19 protein-coding genes are annotated in these 19,865 nt (G+C 69.9%); 7 read left to right on the top strand and 12 right to left on the bottom strand.

The window, feature by feature from the left end; translation table 11 throughout:
* Positions 1-8: 8 nt before the first annotated feature.
* Both AMYAL_RS0121835 and AMYAL_RS0121840 read right to left on the bottom strand, forming a co-directional pair.
* The gene (locus AMYAL_RS0121835) at positions 9-1,043 is read right to left on the bottom strand and encodes a zinc-dependent alcohol dehydrogenase family protein (RefSeq protein ID WP_020633391.1); all 1,035 of its coding nucleotides are present in this window, start codon (positions 1,041-1,043) and stop codon (positions 9-11) included.
* Between the two features lie 88 nt (positions 1,044-1,131).
* Positions 1,132-1,662, bottom strand: a complete 531-nt coding sequence (locus AMYAL_RS0121840; protein WP_020633392.1) for a DinB family protein — start codon at positions 1,660-1,662, stop codon at positions 1,132-1,134.
* A gap of 127 nt (positions 1,663-1,789) precedes the next feature.
* Between AMYAL_RS0121840 and guaA the strand changes: the two genes are divergently transcribed.
* Entirely contained in the window at positions 1,790-3,346 is a 1,557-nt protein-coding gene (gene guaA / locus AMYAL_RS0121845; protein ID WP_020633393.1) for a glutamine-hydrolyzing GMP synthase, read from the top strand.
* A 170-nt stretch (positions 3,347-3,516) separates the two neighbouring features.
* Here the strand turns inward: guaA and AMYAL_RS0121850 are convergent, their stop codons facing one another.
* Both AMYAL_RS0121850 and AMYAL_RS0121855 read right to left on the bottom strand, forming a co-directional pair.
* Complete coding sequence (locus tag AMYAL_RS0121850; protein ID WP_020633394.1) at positions 3,517-3,753, bottom strand: hypothetical protein; 237 nt, start codon at positions 3,751-3,753, stop codon at positions 3,517-3,519.
* Complete coding sequence (locus AMYAL_RS0121855) at positions 3,746-5,017, bottom strand: PspC domain-containing protein (RefSeq protein WP_026467321.1); 1,272 nt, start codon at positions 5,015-5,017, stop codon at positions 3,746-3,748. The genes AMYAL_RS0121850 and AMYAL_RS0121855 overlap by 8 nt, the downstream gene beginning before the upstream one ends.
* Before the next feature lie 111 nt (positions 5,018-5,128).
* Here AMYAL_RS0121855 and AMYAL_RS0121860 point away from each other — a divergent pair, with 111 nt between their 5' ends.
* Genes AMYAL_RS0121860 through AMYAL_RS0121870 form a run of 3 tightly spaced genes read left to right on the top strand, consistent with a single transcriptional unit; the run spans position 5,129 to position 7,569 of the window.
* Positions 5,129-6,484, top strand: a complete 1,356-nt coding sequence (locus tag AMYAL_RS0121860; protein WP_020633396.1) for an ATP-binding protein — start codon at positions 5,129-5,131, stop codon at positions 6,482-6,484.
* Between the two features lie 41 nt (positions 6,485-6,525).
* The gene (locus AMYAL_RS0121865; protein ID WP_020633397.1) at positions 6,526-7,200 is read left to right on the top strand and encodes a response regulator; all 675 of its coding nucleotides are present in this window, start codon (positions 6,526-6,528) and stop codon (positions 7,198-7,200) included.
* Positions 7,201-7,569: a DUF4345 family protein gene (locus AMYAL_RS0121870; protein ID WP_020633398.1), complete on the top strand. Its 369-nt coding sequence runs from the start codon at positions 7,201-7,203 to the stop codon at positions 7,567-7,569. It begins immediately after the preceding gene.
* 125 nt (positions 7,570-7,694) lie between these two features.
* On the opposite strand, the gene AMYAL_RS0121875 is transcribed toward AMYAL_RS0121870, so the two are convergent.
* Complete coding sequence (locus AMYAL_RS0121875) at positions 7,695-8,636, bottom strand: DMT family transporter (RefSeq protein WP_020633399.1); 942 nt, start codon at positions 8,634-8,636, stop codon at positions 7,695-7,697.
* 101 nt (positions 8,637-8,737) lie between these two features.
* On the opposite strand from AMYAL_RS0121875, the gene AMYAL_RS0121880 reads away from it, so the two are divergent.
* Both AMYAL_RS0121880 and AMYAL_RS0121885 read left to right on the top strand, forming a co-directional pair.
* Complete coding sequence (locus AMYAL_RS0121880; protein ID WP_020633400.1) at positions 8,738-9,637, top strand: LysR family transcriptional regulator; 900 nt, start codon at positions 8,738-8,740, stop codon at positions 9,635-9,637.
* A gap of 118 nt (positions 9,638-9,755) precedes the next feature.
* A complete protein-coding gene (locus AMYAL_RS0121885) occupies positions 9,756-10,424 on the top strand; it encodes an alpha/beta hydrolase (protein WP_020633401.1) in 669 nt (222 codons plus the stop codon).
* Here AMYAL_RS0121885 and AMYAL_RS0121890 read toward each other — a convergent pair whose 3' ends face one another.
* The 7 genes from AMYAL_RS0121890 to AMYAL_RS0121920 all read right to left on the bottom strand — a co-directional run bounded on the left by AMYAL_RS0121890 (position 10,425) and on the right by AMYAL_RS0121920 (position 17,312).
* Positions 10,425-11,474, bottom strand: a complete 1,050-nt coding sequence (locus tag AMYAL_RS0121890; RefSeq protein WP_020633402.1) for a serine/threonine-protein kinase — start codon at positions 11,472-11,474, stop codon at positions 10,425-10,427.
* Positions 11,475-11,487: 13 nt separating this feature from the next.
* A complete protein-coding gene (locus tag AMYAL_RS0121895) occupies positions 11,488-13,119 on the bottom strand; it encodes a serine/threonine-protein kinase (protein ID WP_020633403.1) in 1,632 nt (543 codons plus the stop codon).
* Between the two features lie 219 nt (positions 13,120-13,338).
* Entirely contained in the window at positions 13,339-14,184 is an 846-nt protein-coding gene (locus tag AMYAL_RS0121900; RefSeq protein WP_020633404.1) for a hypothetical protein, read from the bottom strand.
* 256 nt (positions 14,185-14,440) lie between these two features.
* On the bottom strand, positions 14,441-15,676 hold the full coding sequence (locus tag AMYAL_RS0121905) for a hypothetical protein (protein WP_245192987.1): 1,236 nt from the start codon (positions 15,674-15,676) through the stop codon (positions 14,441-14,443).
* 339 nt (positions 15,677-16,015) lie between these two features.
* A complete protein-coding gene (locus tag AMYAL_RS0121910; protein WP_020633406.1) occupies positions 16,016-16,321 on the bottom strand; it encodes a hypothetical protein in 306 nt (101 codons plus the stop codon).
* Between the two features lie 117 nt (positions 16,322-16,438).
* The gene (locus tag AMYAL_RS0121915) at positions 16,439-16,726 is read right to left on the bottom strand and encodes a chorismate mutase (protein ID WP_020633407.1); all 288 of its coding nucleotides are present in this window, start codon (positions 16,724-16,726) and stop codon (positions 16,439-16,441) included.
* Positions 16,727-16,892: 166 nt separating this feature from the next.
* The gene (locus tag AMYAL_RS0121920; RefSeq protein ID WP_020633408.1) at positions 16,893-17,312 is read right to left on the bottom strand and encodes a DUF1707 SHOCT-like domain-containing protein; all 420 of its coding nucleotides are present in this window, start codon (positions 17,310-17,312) and stop codon (positions 16,893-16,895) included.
* A gap of 90 nt (positions 17,313-17,402) precedes the next feature.
* Between AMYAL_RS0121920 and pcrA the strand changes: the two genes are divergently transcribed.
* Positions 17,403-19,808 (top strand): DNA helicase PcrA, encoded by a 2,406-nt coding sequence (gene pcrA, locus AMYAL_RS0121925; protein WP_020633409.1) that lies wholly within the window; start codon positions 17,403-17,405, stop codon positions 19,806-19,808.
* Positions 19,809-19,865: the final 57 nt, after the last annotated feature.

Raw genomic sequence — 19,865 nt, forward strand, 5'->3', positions numbered from 1 at the left:
TATTGCAGTCAGGGCTTGACGAGCACCTTGAGCGCTTCGCGGTCCGCCATCGCGCGGTAACCGCCGGGCACCTCTTCCAGGCCGATGGTCCGGTCGAACACCTTGCCCGGCTGGTACCTGCCCTCGACGACGTCGTCGAGCAGTTCGGGGATGTAGTGGCGGGCGGGAGCGACCCCGCCGGTGACGGTGATGTTGCGTCGGAAGAGTGATGGGCCGATCGGGCCTTCGTCGTACTGCGGCACGCCGACGCGGCTCACCGTGCCGCCGGGACGGACCGCGCCGACGCCCATCTCGAAAGCGGGCTTCGTACCGACGCATTCGAGGACGGTGTGCGTGCCTTCGCCGCTCGTCAGCTCTCGCACCTTCTCGATGCCTTCGTCACCACGCTCGGCGACGACGTCTGTCGCGCCGAACTCGCGTCCGAGGTCCGTGCGGGCCTGGTGCCTGCCCATCAGGATGACGCGTTCGGCGCCGAGGCGCTTCGCCGCGAGGACCGCGGAGAGGCCGACGGCGCCGTCGCCGATGACGGTGACCGTGGTGCGCTCGTTCACGCCCGCCCTGACCGCGGCGTGGTGACCGGTCGAGAACACGTCGGAGAGCGTGAGGAGCGAGGCGAGCAGGTCGTCGTCCTCGGTGTGCGGCAATTTCACCAGCGTGCCGTCGGCCTGGGGGACACGGACGGCCTCGCCCTGACCGCCGTCGACACCCTTCGCGCCCCAGTTCCCGCCGTGCAGGCATGAGGTGTGGAGGCCTTCGAGGCAGAACCGGCAGGTGTTGTCGGAGTAGACGAACGGCGCGACGACGAGATCCCCGGTCTTGAGCGTGGTGACGTCGGCGCCGACGGCCTCGACGATGCCGAGGAATTCGTGACCGATCCGGACGCCGCGGTCGCGCGCGGGCATGCTGCCGTACGGCCAGAGGTCGCTGCCGCAGATGCACGAGCGGACCACGCGGAGGAGAGCGTCGGTGGGTTCGCTGAGCTTCGGGTCCGGGACGGTCTCGACACGCACGTCGCCGGCGCCGTAGATGACAGTCGCTCGCAAGACGGGTCCTTTCCTGGGCTGGCCCCAGTATGGGCGCGTCGACTTTCGCGGGCTAATCGCGATCCGGGCCGGGATCGACTTTCGCGGGCTAATCTCGATGCGCGTGGAGATCGCGCAGGAGGAGGACCTCGGCGCCGTGGTGGATGGCCTCGCGGTTGATGTGCAGGACGAGGGCCACGAAGGGGTACTCGGCGTACGGGCCTTCAGCGTCGCCGCAGGGGCGCTCGAGGCCCTCGGCGGTCAGGCCGCGAACGCCGTCGCGCCAGCGCGCGTACGCGTCGTCGAGCTGCTCCAGCGCTTCCTTGGCGGAGGCCGCGTACGGGAAGGTCTGATAGTCGAGAGGCGGGCCGCCGAAGTGCGACGCGTTCCGCATCCCGAAGACGCCGATGATGATGTGCGCGAGGCGCCAGGCGATCGTCGTCACCGGCGGCGGTGACGGCTCCGGGTACGCCCAATCGATCATGAGCTTGCCGTTCTCGTCCGGTCGGATCGTCCAGCAGTCCTCGGCGGGCTCCCAGAAGTATTCGTCGTCCGCGAGGGTGTCCAGCCGGGGCCGGAGGTGGTGCGTCCAGTGCCAGTCGAGCTGTTCGGAGAGTTCCTTGCTCCAGTCGATGCCCATGCCTTCGGACGGTAGGCCGCGTCGCGGTCATCCGCTGTCCTGAATCGTGAGGGGGTTGGCGGCGGGGTGACCGGGCCCACCTGGGACGATGGTGGGGAAGCGTACTGCTCTGATCTGGAGGTTTCAGGTGCCCAGTCCCACCGGTCCGGTACTCGTCGTGGACTTCGGGGCGCAGTACGCGCAGCTGATCGCGCGCCGCGTGCGCGAGGCGCAGGTCTACTCCGAGGTCGTCCCGCACACCGCCACCGCCGAGGACATCCTCGCCAAGGACCCCGCCGCGATCATCCTTTCCGGTGGTCCTTCCAGCGTGTACGCGGAGAACGCCCCCGCCCTGGCCCCCGGACTGGTCGACGCGGGCGTGCCGATCCTCGGCATCTGCTACGGCCACCAGGTGCTCGCGCAGGCCCTCGGCGGCACGGTCGAGCCGACCGGGATCCGCGAGTTCGGCCGCACCGAGGTCCGCGTCGCCGGTGAAGGCGGCGTCCTGCACGCCGGGCTCCCGAGCAGCCAGCCCGCGTGGATGAGCCACAACGACAGCGTCACCAAGGCGCCCGAAGGCGCCACCGTGACCGCGTCGAGCGATGGTGCGGCCGTTGCCGGGTTCGAAGACGTCGAGCGCCGCTTCGCCGGCGTCCAGTACCACCCCGAGGTGCACCACTCGCCGCACGGCCAAGAGGTGCTCCGCCGCTTCCTGCACGACATCGCGGGCATCAAGCCGCAGTGGACGACGTCGTCCATCGCCGAAGACCAGGTCAAGCGCATTGCCGAGCAGGTCGGCGACGGCCGGGCGATCTGCGGGCTGTCCGGCGGCGTCGACTCGGCCGTGGCCGCCGCGCTGGTCCAGCGGGCCATCGGTGACCGGCTGACCTGCGTGTTCGTCGACCACGGCCTGCTTCGCTCCGGTGAGCGCACCCAGGTCGAACGCGATTTCGTCGCCGCGACCGGGGTCAACCTGGTGACCGTCGACGCGCGTGAGCGGTTCCTCGACGCGCTGGCCGGGGTCACCGACCCCGAGGAGAAGCGCAAGATCATCGGCCGCGAGTTCATCCGCGTGTTCGAGCAGGCCGAGCGTGACCTCAAAGCCGAGGGCGACTACAAGTTCCTGGTCCAGGGCACGCTGTACCCGGACGTCGTCGAATCCGGCGGCGGCGAGGGCGCGGCGAACATCAAGAGCCACCACAACGTCGGCGGGCTGCCCGACGACCTGCAGTTCGAGCTCGTCGAGCCGCTGCGGCTGCTGTTCAAGGACGAGGTGCGGCGCGTCGGGCTGGAGCTCGGGCTGCCGGAGACGATCGTGCAGCGGCAGCCGTTCCCCGGCCCTGGACTCGGCATCCGGATCATCGGCGCCGTCGACGCCGAGCGGCTCGAGACGCTGCGCGCGGCGGACGCCATCGCGCGCGAGGAACTCACCGCGGCCGGGCTGGACGGCGAGATCTGGCAGTGCCCGGTGGTGCTGCTGGCCGACGTCCGCAGCGTCGGCGTGCAGGGCGACGGGCGGACCTACGGGCACCCGATCGTGCTGCGGCCGGTCTCGTCCGAGGACGCGATGACCGCGGACTGGACGCGGCTGCCGTACGAGGTGCTGGAGCGTATCTCGACCCGCATCACGAACGAGGTCGCCGAGGTGAACCGGGTGGTCCTGGACGTCACGTCCAAGCCGCCGGGCACCATCGAGTGGGAGTGACCCGCCCCCGCCCGGACTCGACTTTCGCGGGCTAATCGCGATCTGGTGGTCCGTGGGCACCTGATCGCGATTAGCCCGCGAAAGTCGAAACGGGGCCGGGGTGGGAGCAAGGCGAAGGCCCCGGCGAGGGGCCGGGGCCTTCGGAGTGGGGTGGATCGTGGGCGCGGCCGCTAGCGGCGGCTCTTGCGCAGCGAAGCGGCGAGCAGCAGGACGCCGACGAAGATCGCCCCGCCCGCCATGACCCACCGGAAGTCGAACCGCGGGAGCCACGAGGCGCCGTCCGAGAGGACGTAACCCGCCACCAGCAGCGTCGCGATCCCGACGAACAGGGTGATGACGTCCGCCCCGCGCTTCGCAGGCTGAGCCGCCTGGGTCTGCGAGCTGTCGTAGTCGTCGTACTCAGCCACGACGCACCTCCACGTTTCCGACACCGTTCTTGACCTTCAGAGTGATCTTCTGCCCGCTGTCGCCCGCCGAGGTGAAGTCGATCGTGTCCTCGCCGACCCCCGACCGGGCCTGTCCGAGGCAGTTGACGTCGCCCGCACCCGTCTCGCAGGACACCTTCACTTCGGCACCCGCCGGCACGAGCACCGTCGAGTTGCCTGCCCCGCTGGAGACCTTCGTGGACACCGACGCTCCCGCGGGCAGCTTGGTCAGGTCGAGGTCGATGTCGCCCGCCGAGCGGTGGTACTCCGGCAGCACCTCGGACGCCTGGACAGGCGTGGCCGTCAGGTCCCCGAGACCGCCCTTCACCGAGATGTTCTCGAACGGGACCGTGGTCAGCGCCATCCCGACGATCGCCAGCGGCACCGCCAGCCCGATCAGCCCACGACCGCCCCGCACGAACGAACCGGCCACCAGCCCGATGCCGACCACACCCAGGGTGAGCCCGACGACGTGCTGCATGGTGAACCAAGGCTCGCCGTCCAGGCCCATGACGGTGCCGACCCCGCCGACCAGCACGGCGAACCCGAAGGTCGCGGCGCCGATCTTCGACTTGCGGCGACGAGGCATCGGCGGCGCGGAAGGCGGCGGAGGCGTCTGCGGCGGCAGACCACCGGACGGCGAAGCGTTCGGCAGGTCCCAAGCGGACGGGTCGGCCGCGAGCGGGTCCCAGCCGCCCTCGGTCGCCGTCGAAGCGGAGGCCGCCGAAGCCGACGCCATCGAGAACGCGGCGGCAGGCTGAGCCGGGGCTGGCATCGTCGGCCGGTTGAACTGCCCGCGGTTGCGGTGCAGCAGGTACAGCGCGACGGCCATCAGCGCGAAGCCGATCAGCCCGGTGCCGTCCGCCATCCAGCCCCCGCTCAAGGTCCAGGTGAGACCGGGGAACAGCAGGATCAGCAGCAGCACCGCGAACGCCGGCGAACTCGACGCGCGGCCCCGGCCGATCAGGCCCTCGAACGCGGATACCTGGTCGCCCTCCTGCGGCAGGAACAGCCAGCCCAGCAGATAGACGAAGACACCGAAACCGCCGAACACGGTCGCGGCGACCAGCGCGACGCGGACCACGGTCGGGTCGATGCCGTACCGGTAGCCGATCCCCGCGGCGACGCCGGCGAACTTGCGGCCGTGGGCCGGCCGGACCGGCCTGCTCCGCCAGAAATCCTTGACGGTCTCTTCGAAGCCGGCCGCTGGGCCCTGCTTCGGCACGTGTGTCTCACTCCCACTCATGCCACAAAGAATGCGCGCCGATGACCCCCCGCCACATCCGGGATCGTCCCTGAGGTTTCCCCCAGCGGGAAGAGTCAGGGGTTTCCCCGATGGATCAGTGCCACACTCCATGTGACCATGGAGAACGTGCAGGAATCCGCCCCCAACGACCTCGCCGCGCAGGTGAAGCCGACGATCATCGAGCGCCCTCCGGTGCCCGTTCCCGGCAGCCTGTCCCCGGCACCGTTCGAGCCGCCCAAGATGTACCGCCGCCGCTCCGGCCGCGCCATCGCGGGTGTCGCCGGCGGCCTCGCCGACCACCTCGGCGTCAAGGTGCTCTGGGTCCGGACCGCGTTCGCGTTGCTGGCCGCGCTCAATGGCGCCGGTCTTCTCGCGTACGGCCTGCTCTGGGTCTTCGTCCAGCAGCAATCCGGTGAGGTCGAGCCGGAGAAGCCGGCGTCCAAGGAGAAGCAGCAGGCTTTCGGCCTGATAGCGCTGGGCGTCGGTCTCGCCGTCGCCAGCGGCACGTTGACCGGCTTGATCAGCGGCTGGGTCGCCATCCCGCTGGCGCTGGCCATGATCGGTGCGGCGGTCGTCTGGCGTGAGGCCGACGAGTCGCAGCGACGCCGCTGGCGACTCAGCACCAAGGGCGGGGTCGCCACGGCGTTCCTCGGCGGCGGTGGCTGGTCGGCCGCGATCCGCGTGGTCGCCGGCGTCGCGCTGGTGATGACCGGCATCGGCGTCGTCGTCCTGGAGAGCGGCAGCATCGACCAGGTCAAGTTCGCGCTCGTCGCCGTGATCGCGACGCTGATCGGGGTGGCCGTGCTGACCGTCCCGTTCTGGCTGCGCCTGGTCCGCGACCTGTCCGACGAGCGCACCGCGCGTATCCGCACCGACGAACGCGCCGAGATCGCCGCGCACCTGCACGACTCGGTCCTGCAGACCCTCGCGCTGATCCAGAAGCAGGCGGAATCGCCGCGTGAGGTCGCCAGGCTCGCGCGCGGTCAGGAACGTGAGCTGCGCGGCTGGCTGTACGGGCCGTCGGGGTACGGCAAGAGCAAGAAGACCGAGGAAGAGGCCGTCAGCGGGCAGCTGTCCGAAGTGCTGGCGGCCGCGTGCGGCGAGGTCGAGGACGCGTTCGCGATCTCGGTGCAGCAGGTCGTCGTGGGGGAGGCCACACTGGACGAGCCGCTGACCGCGCTGGTTCAGGCGGCCCGCGAAGCGATCGTCAACGCCGCGAAGCACGCCGGGGTCGACGAGGTCAGTGTGTATGCCGAGGTCGAGCCGACAGCGGTGACGGTTTTCGTGCGGGACAGGGGCAAGGGGTTCGACCCCGACGTCGTGCCGAGCGACCGGCACGGTCTCGCGGATTCGATCCGCGGCCGGATGGAACGGCACGGCGGGAAGCTCAAACTGCGTACCGCACCGGGTGAAGGAACCGAGGTCCAGCTGGAGATGCCGGTCAAGGCGGGGAAGGGCGCGGCGTGAGGTCGCTATGCTCACTCCGACAGGGCGAGCGAGGGAGCATCGTGACGGAGAACCAGCAGACGCGGGAGCCGGTCAAGGTCTTCCTCGTCGACGACCACGCGCTCTTCCGGGCAGGCGTGCGCACCGAACTGGATTCGATCACCGACGACGTCCGCGTGGTCGGTGAGGCGGGTTCGGTGGCCGAGGCGGTCGCGGGGATCGTCCGGACCAAACCGCAGGTCGTCCTGCTCGACGTGCATATGCCGGACGGCGGCGGCGCCGAGGTGCTGCGCCGGGTCCGGCCGGAACTGCCGGACGTCGTGTTCCTCGCGCTGTCGGTCTCCGACGCCGCGGAGGACGTGATCGCCGTGATCCGCGCCGGGGCGCGCGGCTACGTCACGAAGACGATCTCGTCGAAGGAACTCGTGCGCGCCGTCGTGCGGGTCTCGGACGGGGACGCGGTGTTCTCGCCGCGGCTGGCCGGGTTCGTGCTCGACGCTTTCGCCGACCGGCCGGGTTCCGCGCCGATCAGCGACCCCGACCTCGACCTGCTGACGCCGCGGGAACGCGACGTGCTGCGGCTGCTCGCGCGCGGGTACGCGTACAAGGAGATCGCGTCCGAGCTGTTCATCTCGGTGAAGACCGTGGAGACGCACGTTTCGAGCGTGCTGCGGAAGACGCAGCTTTCGAACCGGTACGAGCTTTCGCGCTGGGCTTCCGACCGGCGTCTCGTCTAGGTGGCGGCCGTCCTCATCGGCCTGGTGGCCGTGTTCTTCCTGGGGATGGGGCTGCTCGGGCTCGTCGATCCGCGGCGGCTGATCCGGCCGTTCGGTATCACGCTGGACTCCGCCACGGCGCGGACCGAAGTGCGCGCGGTCTATGGCGGCTTCGGGGTGGCTGTCGCGGCGTTGCTCGGGTTCGCGGCCTTCGACGTCGGCGGGATCCAGCGGGGTGCCGCGATCGCGGTGGCCGTCGCGCTCGTCGGGATGGCCTTCGGGCGGCTGGTCGCGCGATTCGCGGAACGGCCCGAACGGTTCTACCCGAGCTGGCTCTACTTCTGGGTCGAGCTCGTCATGGCCGCCATGCTCGTCTTCGCGGCCCTCTGACCCGTCTCGACTTTCGCGGGCTAATCGCGATCCGGCAGGTCCAGGGCCTCACCGCATCGAGATTAGCCCGCGAAAGTCGAGTCAGGCCGCGGAGCCGGACCCGTCGAACCGCACGCTCCAGGTCGTCACGGCGCGGCCTCCCCGGCGGCGGCGAGCGGGCGCTCCACCACGGGGGCGGTAGCAAAGGTCCCTCGCTCCCGCGGGCGGAGCCGGGTCAGCGCGACCCCGCCCAGCACGACGACCATCCCGGCGATCACCCGGAAGCTCAGCGGCTCGGCCAGGAACACCGCCCCCAGCAGCACCGAGACCACCGGCAGCAGGTACCCGACGATCGACGCCGCGACGGCGCCCTCGCTCGCGAGCAGCTGGTAGTTCAGCGCGAAGGCGATCCCGGTCGACCCGATCCCCAGGATCACCACCGCCACGATCGCACCGGTGCTCAGGTGCACCGGTTCGAAGCCGCCCATCGGCAGCGCCAGCAGCAGGAACCCGGTCGCGAGCAGCATCTGTCCGCCAGCCAGCGACATCGGCGAGTCACCGGTGCCGGTGAGGTATTTGCCCTCGTACACGAACGCGAAACCGTAGCTCGCGGCCGCCGCGAGGCACGCCAGCGCGCCCCAGCTGAGCAGGCCGGACGCTTCCCACGGCGCGAAGATCAGCAGGATCCCGGCGAGCCCGGCGATCAGCCCGGCGACCCGGAGCGCGGTCATCTTCGTCCGCGTTCCCAGCATCGGCGCGGCGAGCAGCACCCACAACGGTGTCGTCGAGTTCAGGACGCCGGTGATCCCTGAGTCGACCGTCAGCTCGCCCCACGCGAACAGCAGGAACGGCAGCGCGTTGTGGAAGAACGCCGCGACGGCCAGATGTCCCCAGATCCGCCGTCCCGACGGCAGCCGGTCCCGGCCGAGGTAGCAGAGCCCGATCAGCACCGCCGCGCCGAGCGCGACCCGCGCCAGCACCAGCTGCACCGGCGAAAACGCGCCCAGTCCCAGTTTGATCCAGAAGAAACTCGATCCCCACATGAGCGCCAGCGCGCCGATCCGCAGCAGGGTCTTCGTCTCGCCCACCCGGTCCTCCTTAAGTGCCTGGCCCAGCTTCGCCGCGCCGACGCGTAAGGACAAGCGAAAATAACTGCAGGAAGCCTTAAGGAGAACTGTAAGATCGGAGCATGCTGGACGTCCGCCGCATGCAGGTCCTCCGAGCCGTGATCAGCAGCGGTTCGATCACCGCCGCCGCCCGGAACCTCGGCTACACACCCTCCGCGATCAGCCAGCAATTGTCCACGCTGGAAAGGGAAGCGGGCGTCGAGTTGCTCGAACGCGTCGGCCGCGGCGTGCGGCCGACCCCGGCCGGTTCGCTGCTGTCCGAACACGCGGAAACGCTGAGCACCCAGCTCGCGAAGGCCGAAGCCGCGCTCACCGAACTCAAGGAAGGCCGCACAGGCAGGCTCGCGATCCGCTACTTCGCCACAGCTGGCGCTTCGTTGGTGCCCTTGGCCGTCGCCGCGCTGCGCAGGGACTTCCCCGGCGTCCGTCTCGACCTGAAACTGGTCGAGCCCGACGATTCGCTGCCCGAGATCGAGTCGGGCAAGGCCGACGTCGCGATGATCGTGCTCCCCAGCGACAACCCCCGGATCAAGGGCGCCGAGTACATTCACCTCCTCGACGACCCGTACCGCGCGATCCTGCCGAAGAACCACCGGCTCGCCCGCAAACGCGTCCTCGACCTCGGCGAGCTGGCGGAGGATCCGTGGGTCGGCGTCGACGGTCTCCCCGGCGCATGCCGCGACATCCTCCTCGACGCCTGCGGCGCGGCCGGATTCGCCCCGAACCACGTCGTCGAATCCGAGGATTACCAGACAGCGCAAGGGTTCGTGGCCGCCGGGCTCGGGGTCGCGCTGATCCCGGAACTCGGCCTCGGCGCCCCGCACCCCGGCGTCGTCATCCGCAAGGTCCGCCGTCCCGATCCCGTGCGGTCCATCCACGCGGCCATCGCCGCGCACGCCAGGGAACACCCCGCGGTGCGGCGGTTCCTCAGCGCGATCCGCGAGGGTGCCCGAGCGGCCTGACCTTACGGGTAGGCGGGACTGATCGGTTGGGCAGGAAACCCGGCTGAGCTTGAACAGCCGTACCGGCGGTCGACAACCTGGCAGAGAGCCCACAAACTCCGCCGGCGAAAGGACCTCCGTGCGTCCCCTGATCATCCTGCACGGCTCTTGGCACCAGCCCGCCCATTTCGACGACGTCGCCGAACGCCTGCGCCGGGAAGGCGCCGAGGTCACCGTCCCCGACGTCGGCGCACGCCCGATCGCCGAGATCACCCGGACCGTCCAGGAAATCGTCGACGGGTCGGCCGAACCACCGGTGGTGCTCGCGCACTCCTACGGCGGAGTGATCGCCGGCGGGCTGCAAGGCGTCGCGCACCTGATCCTCCTGGCCGCGATCGTCAGCGAGCCGGGTGAGACCGCCCAGTACTGGATCGACCGGGTCAAGGAGGAAACCGGCCGCGAACCCGAGCCGCTGCCGTTGATCTTCGACGACAAGGGCATGACCCACCTCGACCACGCCGTCGTCCGCGAAGCCATGTACGCCGACTGCTCCGACGCAGTCGTCGAGCGGGCCACCGCTCTGCTGCGCCCGGAGCCCGTCTCGATCTTCACCGAATCGCCGACCGGGGCGTCCTGGAAGGACACCCCGAACACCTACATCGTCTGCTCCGAAGACCGGGCGCTCGCCCCGGAAATGGTCGCCCACTTCGCCGCGCGCTGCCAGACGACGGTGACCTGGCGGGCGAGCCACAGCCCGTACCTCAGCCGTCCCGTCGAACTCGCGACACTGGTCCGCGAGCAGCTTTAGCTAAATCAGGAACAGTTCCGCGAACAGCACTCCGATGAGGATCGCCGCCAGTACGGCACCCGCGGTGATCAGCCACTTGCGGGTGTCGGGCGACTTCGCCGCGGCCGGCGCGACGGGAGCGTACTGCTGCTGTACCGGTGGCACGTACTGCTGCTGCGGTGGTGGCTGAGGCGGCTGGTACTGCTGCGGCTGATGCTGGGGGAACTGCTGCTGCGGCGCCGGGGGCATCGGGACCGGCATCGACGCGGGCATCGTCGGCATGGCGGGGGCGGTCGGCGGGATGAACGCCGTCTGCCGCCCTTCGGTGATCGCGCTCAGCGAGCGGACGGTGTCGGCCATCGTCGGCCGCACGTCCGGCTCGGCCCGCAGCATCTTGCGCAGCGCGCCTGCCAGCGGACCGGCGGTCTGCGGCGGCCGTTCCGAAGACTCGCCGTCCTCGCCGAACGGCGGCACCCCCTCGACGGCCGTGTACAGCGTCGCGCCGAGAGAGAACACGTCGGACGCCGAAGTCGCCGGCTCGCCGCGCGCCACCTCGGGCGCCCGGTACGCCGGACTCGCGCCGCCACCGGTGATGCCGATGTCGGTGAGCTTCACGCCACCGTCGTCGGCCAGCAGGACGGTGCCCGGTTCGACGGTCCGGTGCACCACCCCGGCCTCGTGCATCGCGGCCAGCGCCTGGCCGAGCATGATGCCCAGCGCGGCGGCCTGTTCCGCGGTCAGCCTGCCGTGCTCGGCGAGGAAGGTCGCCATCCCGCGCGACGGGATGTACTCCATCACCAGCCACACGTCCGCCCCGTCGGGCAGCACGTCGTACACCTTGATGGCGGTGGCGTGCTCGAACTTGGCCGCGTCCTTGCCCTCCTGGACGACGACGGCCTTGGCCTGCTCCGCCCGGTCCGGCGGCAGTCCGACGGGCAGGTACATGCGCTTCATCGCGACCGTGCGCAGCAGGCGGGTGTCGAACGCCAGCCACACGATGCCCGCCCGGCCACGCCCGATGGGCTGGTCCAGGCGGTACCGGCCGCCGACGATGGAACCTTCAGAACTCAATTGCAGCCTCGGATCACGGGGTCGCCGGAGGGGACGTGTCGGTCGGTTCGGACTTCGTCGGCGGCGTCGTCGTCGTTGGAGACGTCTTCGTCGGAGTCGTCTTGGTGGGCGTCCTCGTCGGCGTCGGCGGATCCGGCTCCTGCGTCTGCGTCGCCTTGCTCGACGTCTTCTTCGACGAAGACGTCTCCTTGGGCGGCTCGGCCGACTGCGTCTCCGACGGCGATTCCGTCGTCTCGGGAGCCGAGGACGTCGGGGTCGGGGACGGCTTCGTCGAGGAGTTCCCCACCTGCGCGGGCGCTTCCGGGTTGTTCGGGCTCAGCAGCCAGAAGCCCAGCGCGGCCAGCGCGACGACCACGACACCGCCGATGATCGCGGGTTTCTTCCACGCGCCCGGCTTCTCGTCGTCCTCGTCCACCGGGCTGGTCTGCGCCCTGGTGGGCGGCGGAGGCGGAGGAGGCGGCGGCTGGTCGTCGTAGTCGTCGTCATAGGGATCGTCGTCGTAGGCGTTCGCGGGGATCGGGACGGCGCGGGTGGGCGCCGGGCCGCCGGGGTGGCCGCGTTCGGACAGCAGCGCCGTCTCGTCGTAGTTGTCGTACCCGTCGTAGTCGTCTTCCGGGTAGCCCGACGCGGGCGGCTGGTGGTAGTCGTCCTCGTCGTAGTACGAACCCGCCGCGGCCTGCTCGTCGAGGAGCGAGCCCGAATGACCGGCCGATTCGCTGTCGAGCGCCTGGGTCACGCCCGCTCCCGCGAGACCGCCGGCGAGCGCGCCCGCGACCGGGGCGGCGAGCACGGTTTCGTCCGCGGGCCCGCCCAGCGGCGTCTCACCCCGCGCGACAGCGGCGAGGAGCTCTTCGCACTCTTCGGCGGTGGGACGGTGCCGCACCTCCGGGTGCAGCAGGACGGCCAGCACACTGGCGAGCGGGCCGGACTGGCGCGGCGGGATGATCTGCCCGGCCGCGACCGCGTGCAGCAGGCTCAGCGTGTTCTCGCTGAGGCCGAACGGCGGCTGGCCTTCGCAGGCCGCGTAGAGCGTCGAGCCGAGCGAGAAGACGTCGGACTCCGGGCCGGGGTCGCCGCCGATGGCCACCTCGGGCGCCAGGTAGGCGGGGGTTCCGGCGATCATCCCGGTCTTCGTGACCGTGACGTCGTCCTTCGCCCGCGAGATGCCGAAGTCGGTGATCTTCACGGTGCCGTTGGGCGCCAGCAGGATGTTGCCGGGCTTGATGTCCCGGTGCACGATGCCGACCGCGTGCGCCTCGGTCAGCGCCGCCGCGACCTGCGCGCCGATCCGGGCCACCTCCGTCGGCGGCAGCGTCCGCTCCTCCTGCAGCACCTGGGCGAGGCTGGTGGAGTTCAGGTACTCCATGATCAGGCAGGGCTGACCGTTGTCGTCGGTGACGACGTCGAACACCGAGATGGCGTTCGGGTGGTGCAGCCTGGCGGCGATCCGGCCTTCCCGCATCGTGCGCTGGCGGGCGTCCTCGGCGCCTTGGGCCTCGAGGCCGGGCTGCAGCAGCAGCTGCTTGATCGCCACCGTGCGCCCGAGTACCTCGTCATGCGCTTGCCAGACGGCACCCATCGCGCCTGTGCCGATCCGCTGGACTATGCGGTATCGACCGGCGACCAGGCGACCCTCGTCGCTCACGCGACCTCCCTTTGGGCTCCGTCTTCACGTCGCGGAGTCGTCCGCGCACGCGGTGCGGCCTTCAGCACGCCACAGCGTTGGAGCGTATGCACATGTAGTGGTCTGTGTGCCGGCTTTTCCGAGACCGACTCGTGACAAGGCTAGGCGCTCACTCTGCGCACACACACGCGGTACGCACTGATTGCCCTGGGTGGAGGGCCGATCTACGCGGGGTGTCCGTCACATGTGCTGCGCCGACAGCAGCCGGGCGTCGGTGATCAGACCCGTCTTCTCGTCGGCGAACGCCAGCACCTGCGTGACCCGCACCAGGCCGCCGTCGGCGTTGCGCATGGTCACCACGGCGAGGATGGTGCCGTCGGCCTGTTCCCGGACGTCCTGGAGCTGGATGGCGTCCATGGAGCTCCACGCCTCGATCAGCCTGCCCATTTCCGACTCGGCTAGCACCGGCGCGAGCAGCGACTTCGCGCCGTAGGGATCGGCGTCGACGGTCTGGTAGAACTTCCGGACCGCGTCGATCTTGCCCTCGGCCGTGCTGATCGCGGCAGGCTTGACGGCCGAGGCCGAACTGGTGCTTCTGGTCGCCGAGCCTTGCCGCGAGAGTGAGCCCGAGCCGGTCCCCGACGACGGCTGGACCGTCGTGCTGGTGACCGTGGACGTGGGCGCCTCGCGGTTCCGCTGCGGTTCGGTGGAGTCCGGGACGGCGAGCCCGCCGAGCGCGGCGGCACCGCTCATCACCTCGGGTGCGGCGGCACCCGCCACCGGACTCTGCCGTTGGCTGCCCGCGAGCACGCCCGCCGTGACGACGGCGCCCGCGACCAGCAGCCCGGCGGCGACCAGACCGGCCATCTTGGCCCGCCGGGCGGCGCGGCTTTCCGGCTCTTCCTCGTCGGGTTCGGGGCGTGGCGACGGCTCTTCACGGGTGCGGGCGGGAACGAACTTCTGCGGCTCACGGAAGACCTGCTCGAGGTACTCGCGGTCGACGCGGGTGTCGTTCAGGATCTCTTCCGGGATGACGTCCTCGACACGTACGGCGTCCTCACGCCGTATGCGCTGTCGATCAAGCACGAAATTCCTCGCTCTGGTCCGGGGCAGGCGCTGGGCCGTTCGGCCGACGCCACTGGTCCGCGCGGCCGTCTTCTGGACGGTGCGAACCCTGCTGTCGTCAGGTAACCCTGTGGAGGCGGCCCACGGCCAGGATCTATCGCCGGAATGCCGTCGCGATACGACGAACGGCAGCTTAGGTCACCCACCCGGACCAGGGGCAACCGCTCGGCGCACCGCACGTGCAGCGGAACAGGACACTTGCACGTGCGCGATCGGGCTACATGCCGTCGTCGACGATCTTGTCGTCGTCACCGAAGGTCAGTGTGCGCTGCTCCATGGTCTTCGTTCCGTCTTTGTGCGTGACCTCGACGGTGTTGACCGTGACGCCCCGGCGCTGGTCGATGCTGACCTTCTTCACCTCGAAGTAGGCGACGTCGGCGTAGCGCTCACGGAGGCCCTGTGCGCCTTCTTCGCGCAGGCCGCCGGAGGTCACCGCGGCGGCTTCCTGGGGGTTGGTGGTGACGGCGTTGAGGAAGGTCTCGGTGTTGTCGCCCATCGCCTGGGCGTCCGGCTGCGACGCGTACCAGGGGGAGGTCGTGGTGGTGCGGGCGGCGGGCATGACCGGCGGTTTCTGCGGCCGCTCGCTCGACGACGACGTGGGCTGCCCGGTCGTGACCGGCCCGCCCGAGCCGGGCCGCGACTCGCTGTTGCCGGTGTTCTCACTGTCCGCGGAGGTGGCCGAGTTGCTGGAACTGCGGTCGTCCTTGGCGGAGGAGTCGGTCGCGGAATCGGACGGGTTGCCCGCCGCGCCGCCCGGTGGTGGCGTGGCCGGATTGCCCGCGAGACCTTCGTTGGTCAGCGGGCTGCCGCCGCGGTAGCCGGGCCAGCCGCCCTGACTCTGCTGCTCCGGGGCGGGTTTGCCGACCAGGAACGAACCGGCGAAGAGCAGGCCGACGACGACCAGCGCGGACGCCGCCGCCGCGAACCAGGCGGCCTTGCGCCAGGTCTTGGGCGGGGTCACCGACGCGGGCACCGAACCGAGATCGAACGTGCTCAGGCCGTCAAGGGGAGGGGCGAGGTAGACACGGACGTCGTCGTCACTGTCGATCTCGACCGGCTGGGGGCGGCGGGGAGCGGGCGCTGTCAGCGTCACCTTCGTGCGCTGCGCGGCCTTCGCACGCCTTTCCTCGACGGAGGACAGGACGGGTTCCGTGAACGAGACCTCGACGCGGGCCGGGCGTTCCACGGGCACCTCGCGAGCGGGCTGGGGGAGCGGCAGACGGCCGCTCGATGGGGCATAGCCGGGGCTCGGCGCCCTCCCGTTCCGCGGTGGCGGCAGAGGAAGGGAACCGGTGGAGGGCGGGGCGAACTCACGGGGTGCGTGATGCCCGTGCCCGGTGGGGCGTTGCCGCCGCGGCGGCACGGGTGGGGTCCAGCTCTCGGTGCCGCCCGCCCGGTGGCGGCCCGCGTGCGCGGCGCCGTCCCGTCCTTGGTGTTCCACCCAGCCGTTCATGTCCGAGCGACCCCCTCGTGGGCCGGCCCTGACGGCGATGTGACACCGGTTAAGCCGAACGGAGCAGCGGTTTCACGGGATCCCTCGCTTGCAGACTCCCAAGCACTCTCGTGAGCAAATGCACGCGCATGCGACTGCGGGCGCGCGGGGCCGTAGCCCCCGCGCGCCATTCGGGCACCGCCCGACCCAGACGCAAGGGTCCTCACGGGGTCCACATTAAGAGCCCGACGCCCCGCAAGTCTTCACCCACTCTGCAAGTTGCAGATGTTTCACTCGGTCGGGCGCGCCCGAATGGGCCTCGGTGACGTTACGCAGTGCTATCGGTGCTGGTGGCCCGGATCAGCTGCCGCTGCGGTACTTCTGCTGGGTCGATTGCAAGGCTTTGGTGGCGGTGATCCCGCTACCCGCTGCAAGCAAAATGGCGATGATGTCGAGCGGCGTTCCCCCACTCGTGAGCAGCCAGGCGAACAGGGAGGCCGCGGTGGTACCCGCTGCGATCGGCCAGCGCGTCTTGACGTACTGGGCGATGGGAGTACCACCCGCGCGCTTACCCGCCGCGTTGTTCAGCATGGCGAGATACCCGAGATGGCCCAATGCCGCCAGGACACCGGCGATCGCGATGATCACGGCGATGAGGTTAATCATGCTGTCCAGTTTGCCTGGTCCCGAGCCGTCGTGGCTCGGGGAACACCCTGAGTTTCACCTCACGGCACGGGATCGTGACGCGGCGGGAGCAAGGGACCTTTGCTATCGCCCCGGCTCCTAGCGCCCCAGCCTGCCCCGGCCGAGGTTCAGCAGCGCCATCGCCAGCTGTCGTCCTTCCGGACCGAGTTCGCGGTACCGCGCCAGCACGTCCATCTCGCGGTTGTAGACGATCCGGGTGCCGCCCGCCGCCATCCTGGCCGCGCCGATCGTCTTGGAGACCTCCACGCGGCGTTTGACCAGCCGCAGGATCTCGCCGTCGAGCCAGTCGATTTCCTGGCGGAGTTCACCGATCTCTTCGGCGGTGGCGGAGGGCTCTTCGGCGTCCGGCTTCTGTGTGGTGTTCATCGGGACCTCTCTTCGGTCCGGATTCCCTGCTGGCCCCCGGAACAGCGTAAAGCCCCGAGGTCCGCGGACTCCGGGGCTTCGGGTGATGGCATTCGGCACTATGCGATCACGGGAGCCGGAGTCCGGGTCCCGTAAAAAAATCGCGTCGCGTGCCGCATACCGATCATTATGCCACAGCGAAACCCTCCTCAGGCTCGAAGCGGCGGCGCGCCCCGCGGACCCGAGCGTGCACGAGGACGCTCATGGCCAGCCAGAACATCGGCATCGCGGGCCAGAAGAACGGTGCCCCCGAAGCCGTCCAGCGGACGATCAGCAGCACCGAAAGCACCACGGCGACCGCGAGGTGGATCCGCACCGCCCGATGCCCGAAGACGACGGGACGCCGCTTCGGCGCGGGCTTCGGCAGATCCGAGGTGAGCGCGGCGAGTTCGTCTGTGTACTTGGTGGAATACACAGCACTGAGCCGGTCTTCCACTTCTTGGAGGGTGAGACGGCCTTCGCCGCCGGCGGCCTGGACGAGCGAGGCGACCCGCTCCCGGTCCGCGTCGGCCGCCCTGAGCCGGGAGGGAATTCCGTTGGTGTCCATGGCATCCGATCCTCCGCCGCGAACACCGCCCGCGCGTCGGACGGCAGGCGACAACACCGCCTACGCCCGGCGCTGTAGCGTGGACCGGCGATGAACACCCTCTTCGATCTCCCAGCGGACGGTCCGGCCAAGCCCCGGCACACGGACCTGCTCGACGACCTGAACCCGGCGCAGCGCGAGGCCGTGACCCACGCGGGCTCGCCGCTGCTGGTCGTCGCGGGCGCGGGCTCCGGCAAGACACGGGTGCTGACCCGGCGGATCGCGTACCTGCTGGCCGAACGGGACGTGCATCCCGGCCAGATCATGGCGATCACGTTCACCAACAAGGCGGCCGCGGAGATGCGGGAGCGGGTGAGCGACCTCGTCGGCCGCCGCGCCAACGCCATGTGGGTGTCGACGTTCCACTCCATGTGCGTGCGGATCCTGCGCCGTGAGGCCAAAACACTGGAGATGTCGTCGAGTTTCTCCATCTACGACTCGGACGACACGAAGCGGCTCATCACGCTCGTCGCCCGCGATCTCGACATCGACCCGAAGAAGTACGCGGCGCGCACGCTGGCCGTGCACATCTCGAACCTCAAGAACGAGCTGATCGACCCGGACACCGCGGTCGCCGACGCGGGCAACGACCTCGAACGCCGCGTCGCCGAGGTCTACGTCGAGTACCAGCGACGGCTGAACCAGGCCAACGCGTTCGACTTCGACGACCTCATCATGCGGACGGTCGAACTCCTGCAGACCTTCCCGGACGTCGCCGAGTACTACCGGCGGCGGTTCCGGCACGTCCTGGTCGACGAGTACCAGGACACGAACCACGCGCAGTACACGCTGATCCGCGAACTGGTCGGCACCGAGACGAACGAGCACGGGATCGAGCCAGCCGAGCTGTGCGTCGTCGGCGACGCGGACCAGTCGATCTACGCCTTCCGCGGGGCGACCATCCGCAACATCGAGGAGTTCGAACGCGACTTCCCGAACGCGCGGACCGTTCTGCTGGAACAGAACTACCGCTCGACCCAGACCATCCTGAACGCGGCGAACGCGGTCATCGCGCGAAACCCGAACAGGCGCGCGAAGCGGCTCTGGACCGACTCCGGTGACGGCGAGAAGATCGTCGGTTACGTCGCGGACAACGAGCACGACGAAGCGGCGTTCGTCGCGGGCGAGATCGACGCGCTGGCGGACAAGGGCGAAGCGGACTACTCCGACGTCGCGGTCTTCTACCGCACCAACAACCAGTCGCGGGTCTTCGAAGAGATCTTCATCCGCCTCGGCCTGCCGTACAAGGTCGTCGGCGGCGTGCGGTTCTACGAACGGCGCGAGGTCCGCGACATGCTCGCGTACCTGCGGGTGCTGGCGAACCCGGAGGACACAGTCAGCTTGCGCCGGGTCCTCAACGTCCCCAAACGCGGCATCGGCGACCGCGCCGAAGCGGTCATCGCGACGTACGCCGAGCGGGAGCGCCTCTCGTTCGCGCAGGCGCTGCGCGGTGCCGTCAACGGCGAGATCCCGCTGCTGAACCCGCGTTCCGCCAAGGCGATCACCGGTTTCGTCGAGCTGCTGGACGAACTCGGCGAGGTCGTCGAGAGCGGCGCCGAAGTCGCCGACGTCCTCGAAGCGGTCCTGGAACGCACGGGCTACCGCGCGGAACTCGAGGAGTCCGACGACCCGCAGGACGCGTCGCGGGTGGAGAACCTGACGGAACTCGTCACCGTCGCGCGGGAGTTCACCGAATTCACCGCCGAGGTCGCCGGTCCGGACGGCGAACTGCCCGAGGCGGATCCCGGAGTGCCGGAGCCGGGTTCGCTGCCCGCGTTCCTGGAGCGGGTCTCCCTGGTGGCGGACGCGGACTCGATCCCCGCGGCCGACGGCGGCGAAGACGGCGACGGGCACGACGCGGGCGTCGTCACGCTGATGACCGTGCACACCGCGAAGGGTCTCGAGTACCCGGTCGTCTTCGGCACGGGCTGGGAAGACGGGATCTTCCCGCATATGCGCGCGCTCGGTGACCCGGCCGAACTGGCCGAGGAACGCCGTCTCGCCTATGTCGCGATCACGCGGGCCAGGAAGCGGCTGTACGTCTCCCGTTCGATGGTGCGCTCCGCCTGGGGGCAGCCGCAGATGAACCCGGCTTCGCGGTTCCTCGACGAGCTCCCCGCCGAACTGGTCGATTGGCGCAGGCTCGCGCCTTCCTCCTCTTCCGGTGGTTTCGGTTCTTCGGGAGGTTCGCCGCGGGCCGCGACGACATGGGGAAGCCGCGGTGGCGGCTCGACGTCGTCGAGGTCGACGAGCACGAGCCCGTTCGGCAAGGGCTGGAAGGACACCGTCGCGCTCAAACTCGACGTCGGTGACAGGGTCAGCCACGACAAGTACGGGCTCGGGACGGTCGTCGCCTGCGACGGTGCCGGGCCCCGCGCGACGGCGACGATCGACTTCGGCGCCGCCGGCAAGGTCCGGCTGATGCTCATCGGCAGTGTCCCGATGGTCAAGCTGTAACCCTGACCTGCGACTTCTCTGTCGTTGTTGACCTTGACACGATGACAAGGTCTTCAC

The organism is Amycolatopsis alba DSM 44262 (assembly GCF_000384215.1).
Taxonomy (GTDB): Bacteria; Actinomycetota; Actinomycetes; order Mycobacteriales; family Pseudonocardiaceae; genus Amycolatopsis; species Amycolatopsis alba.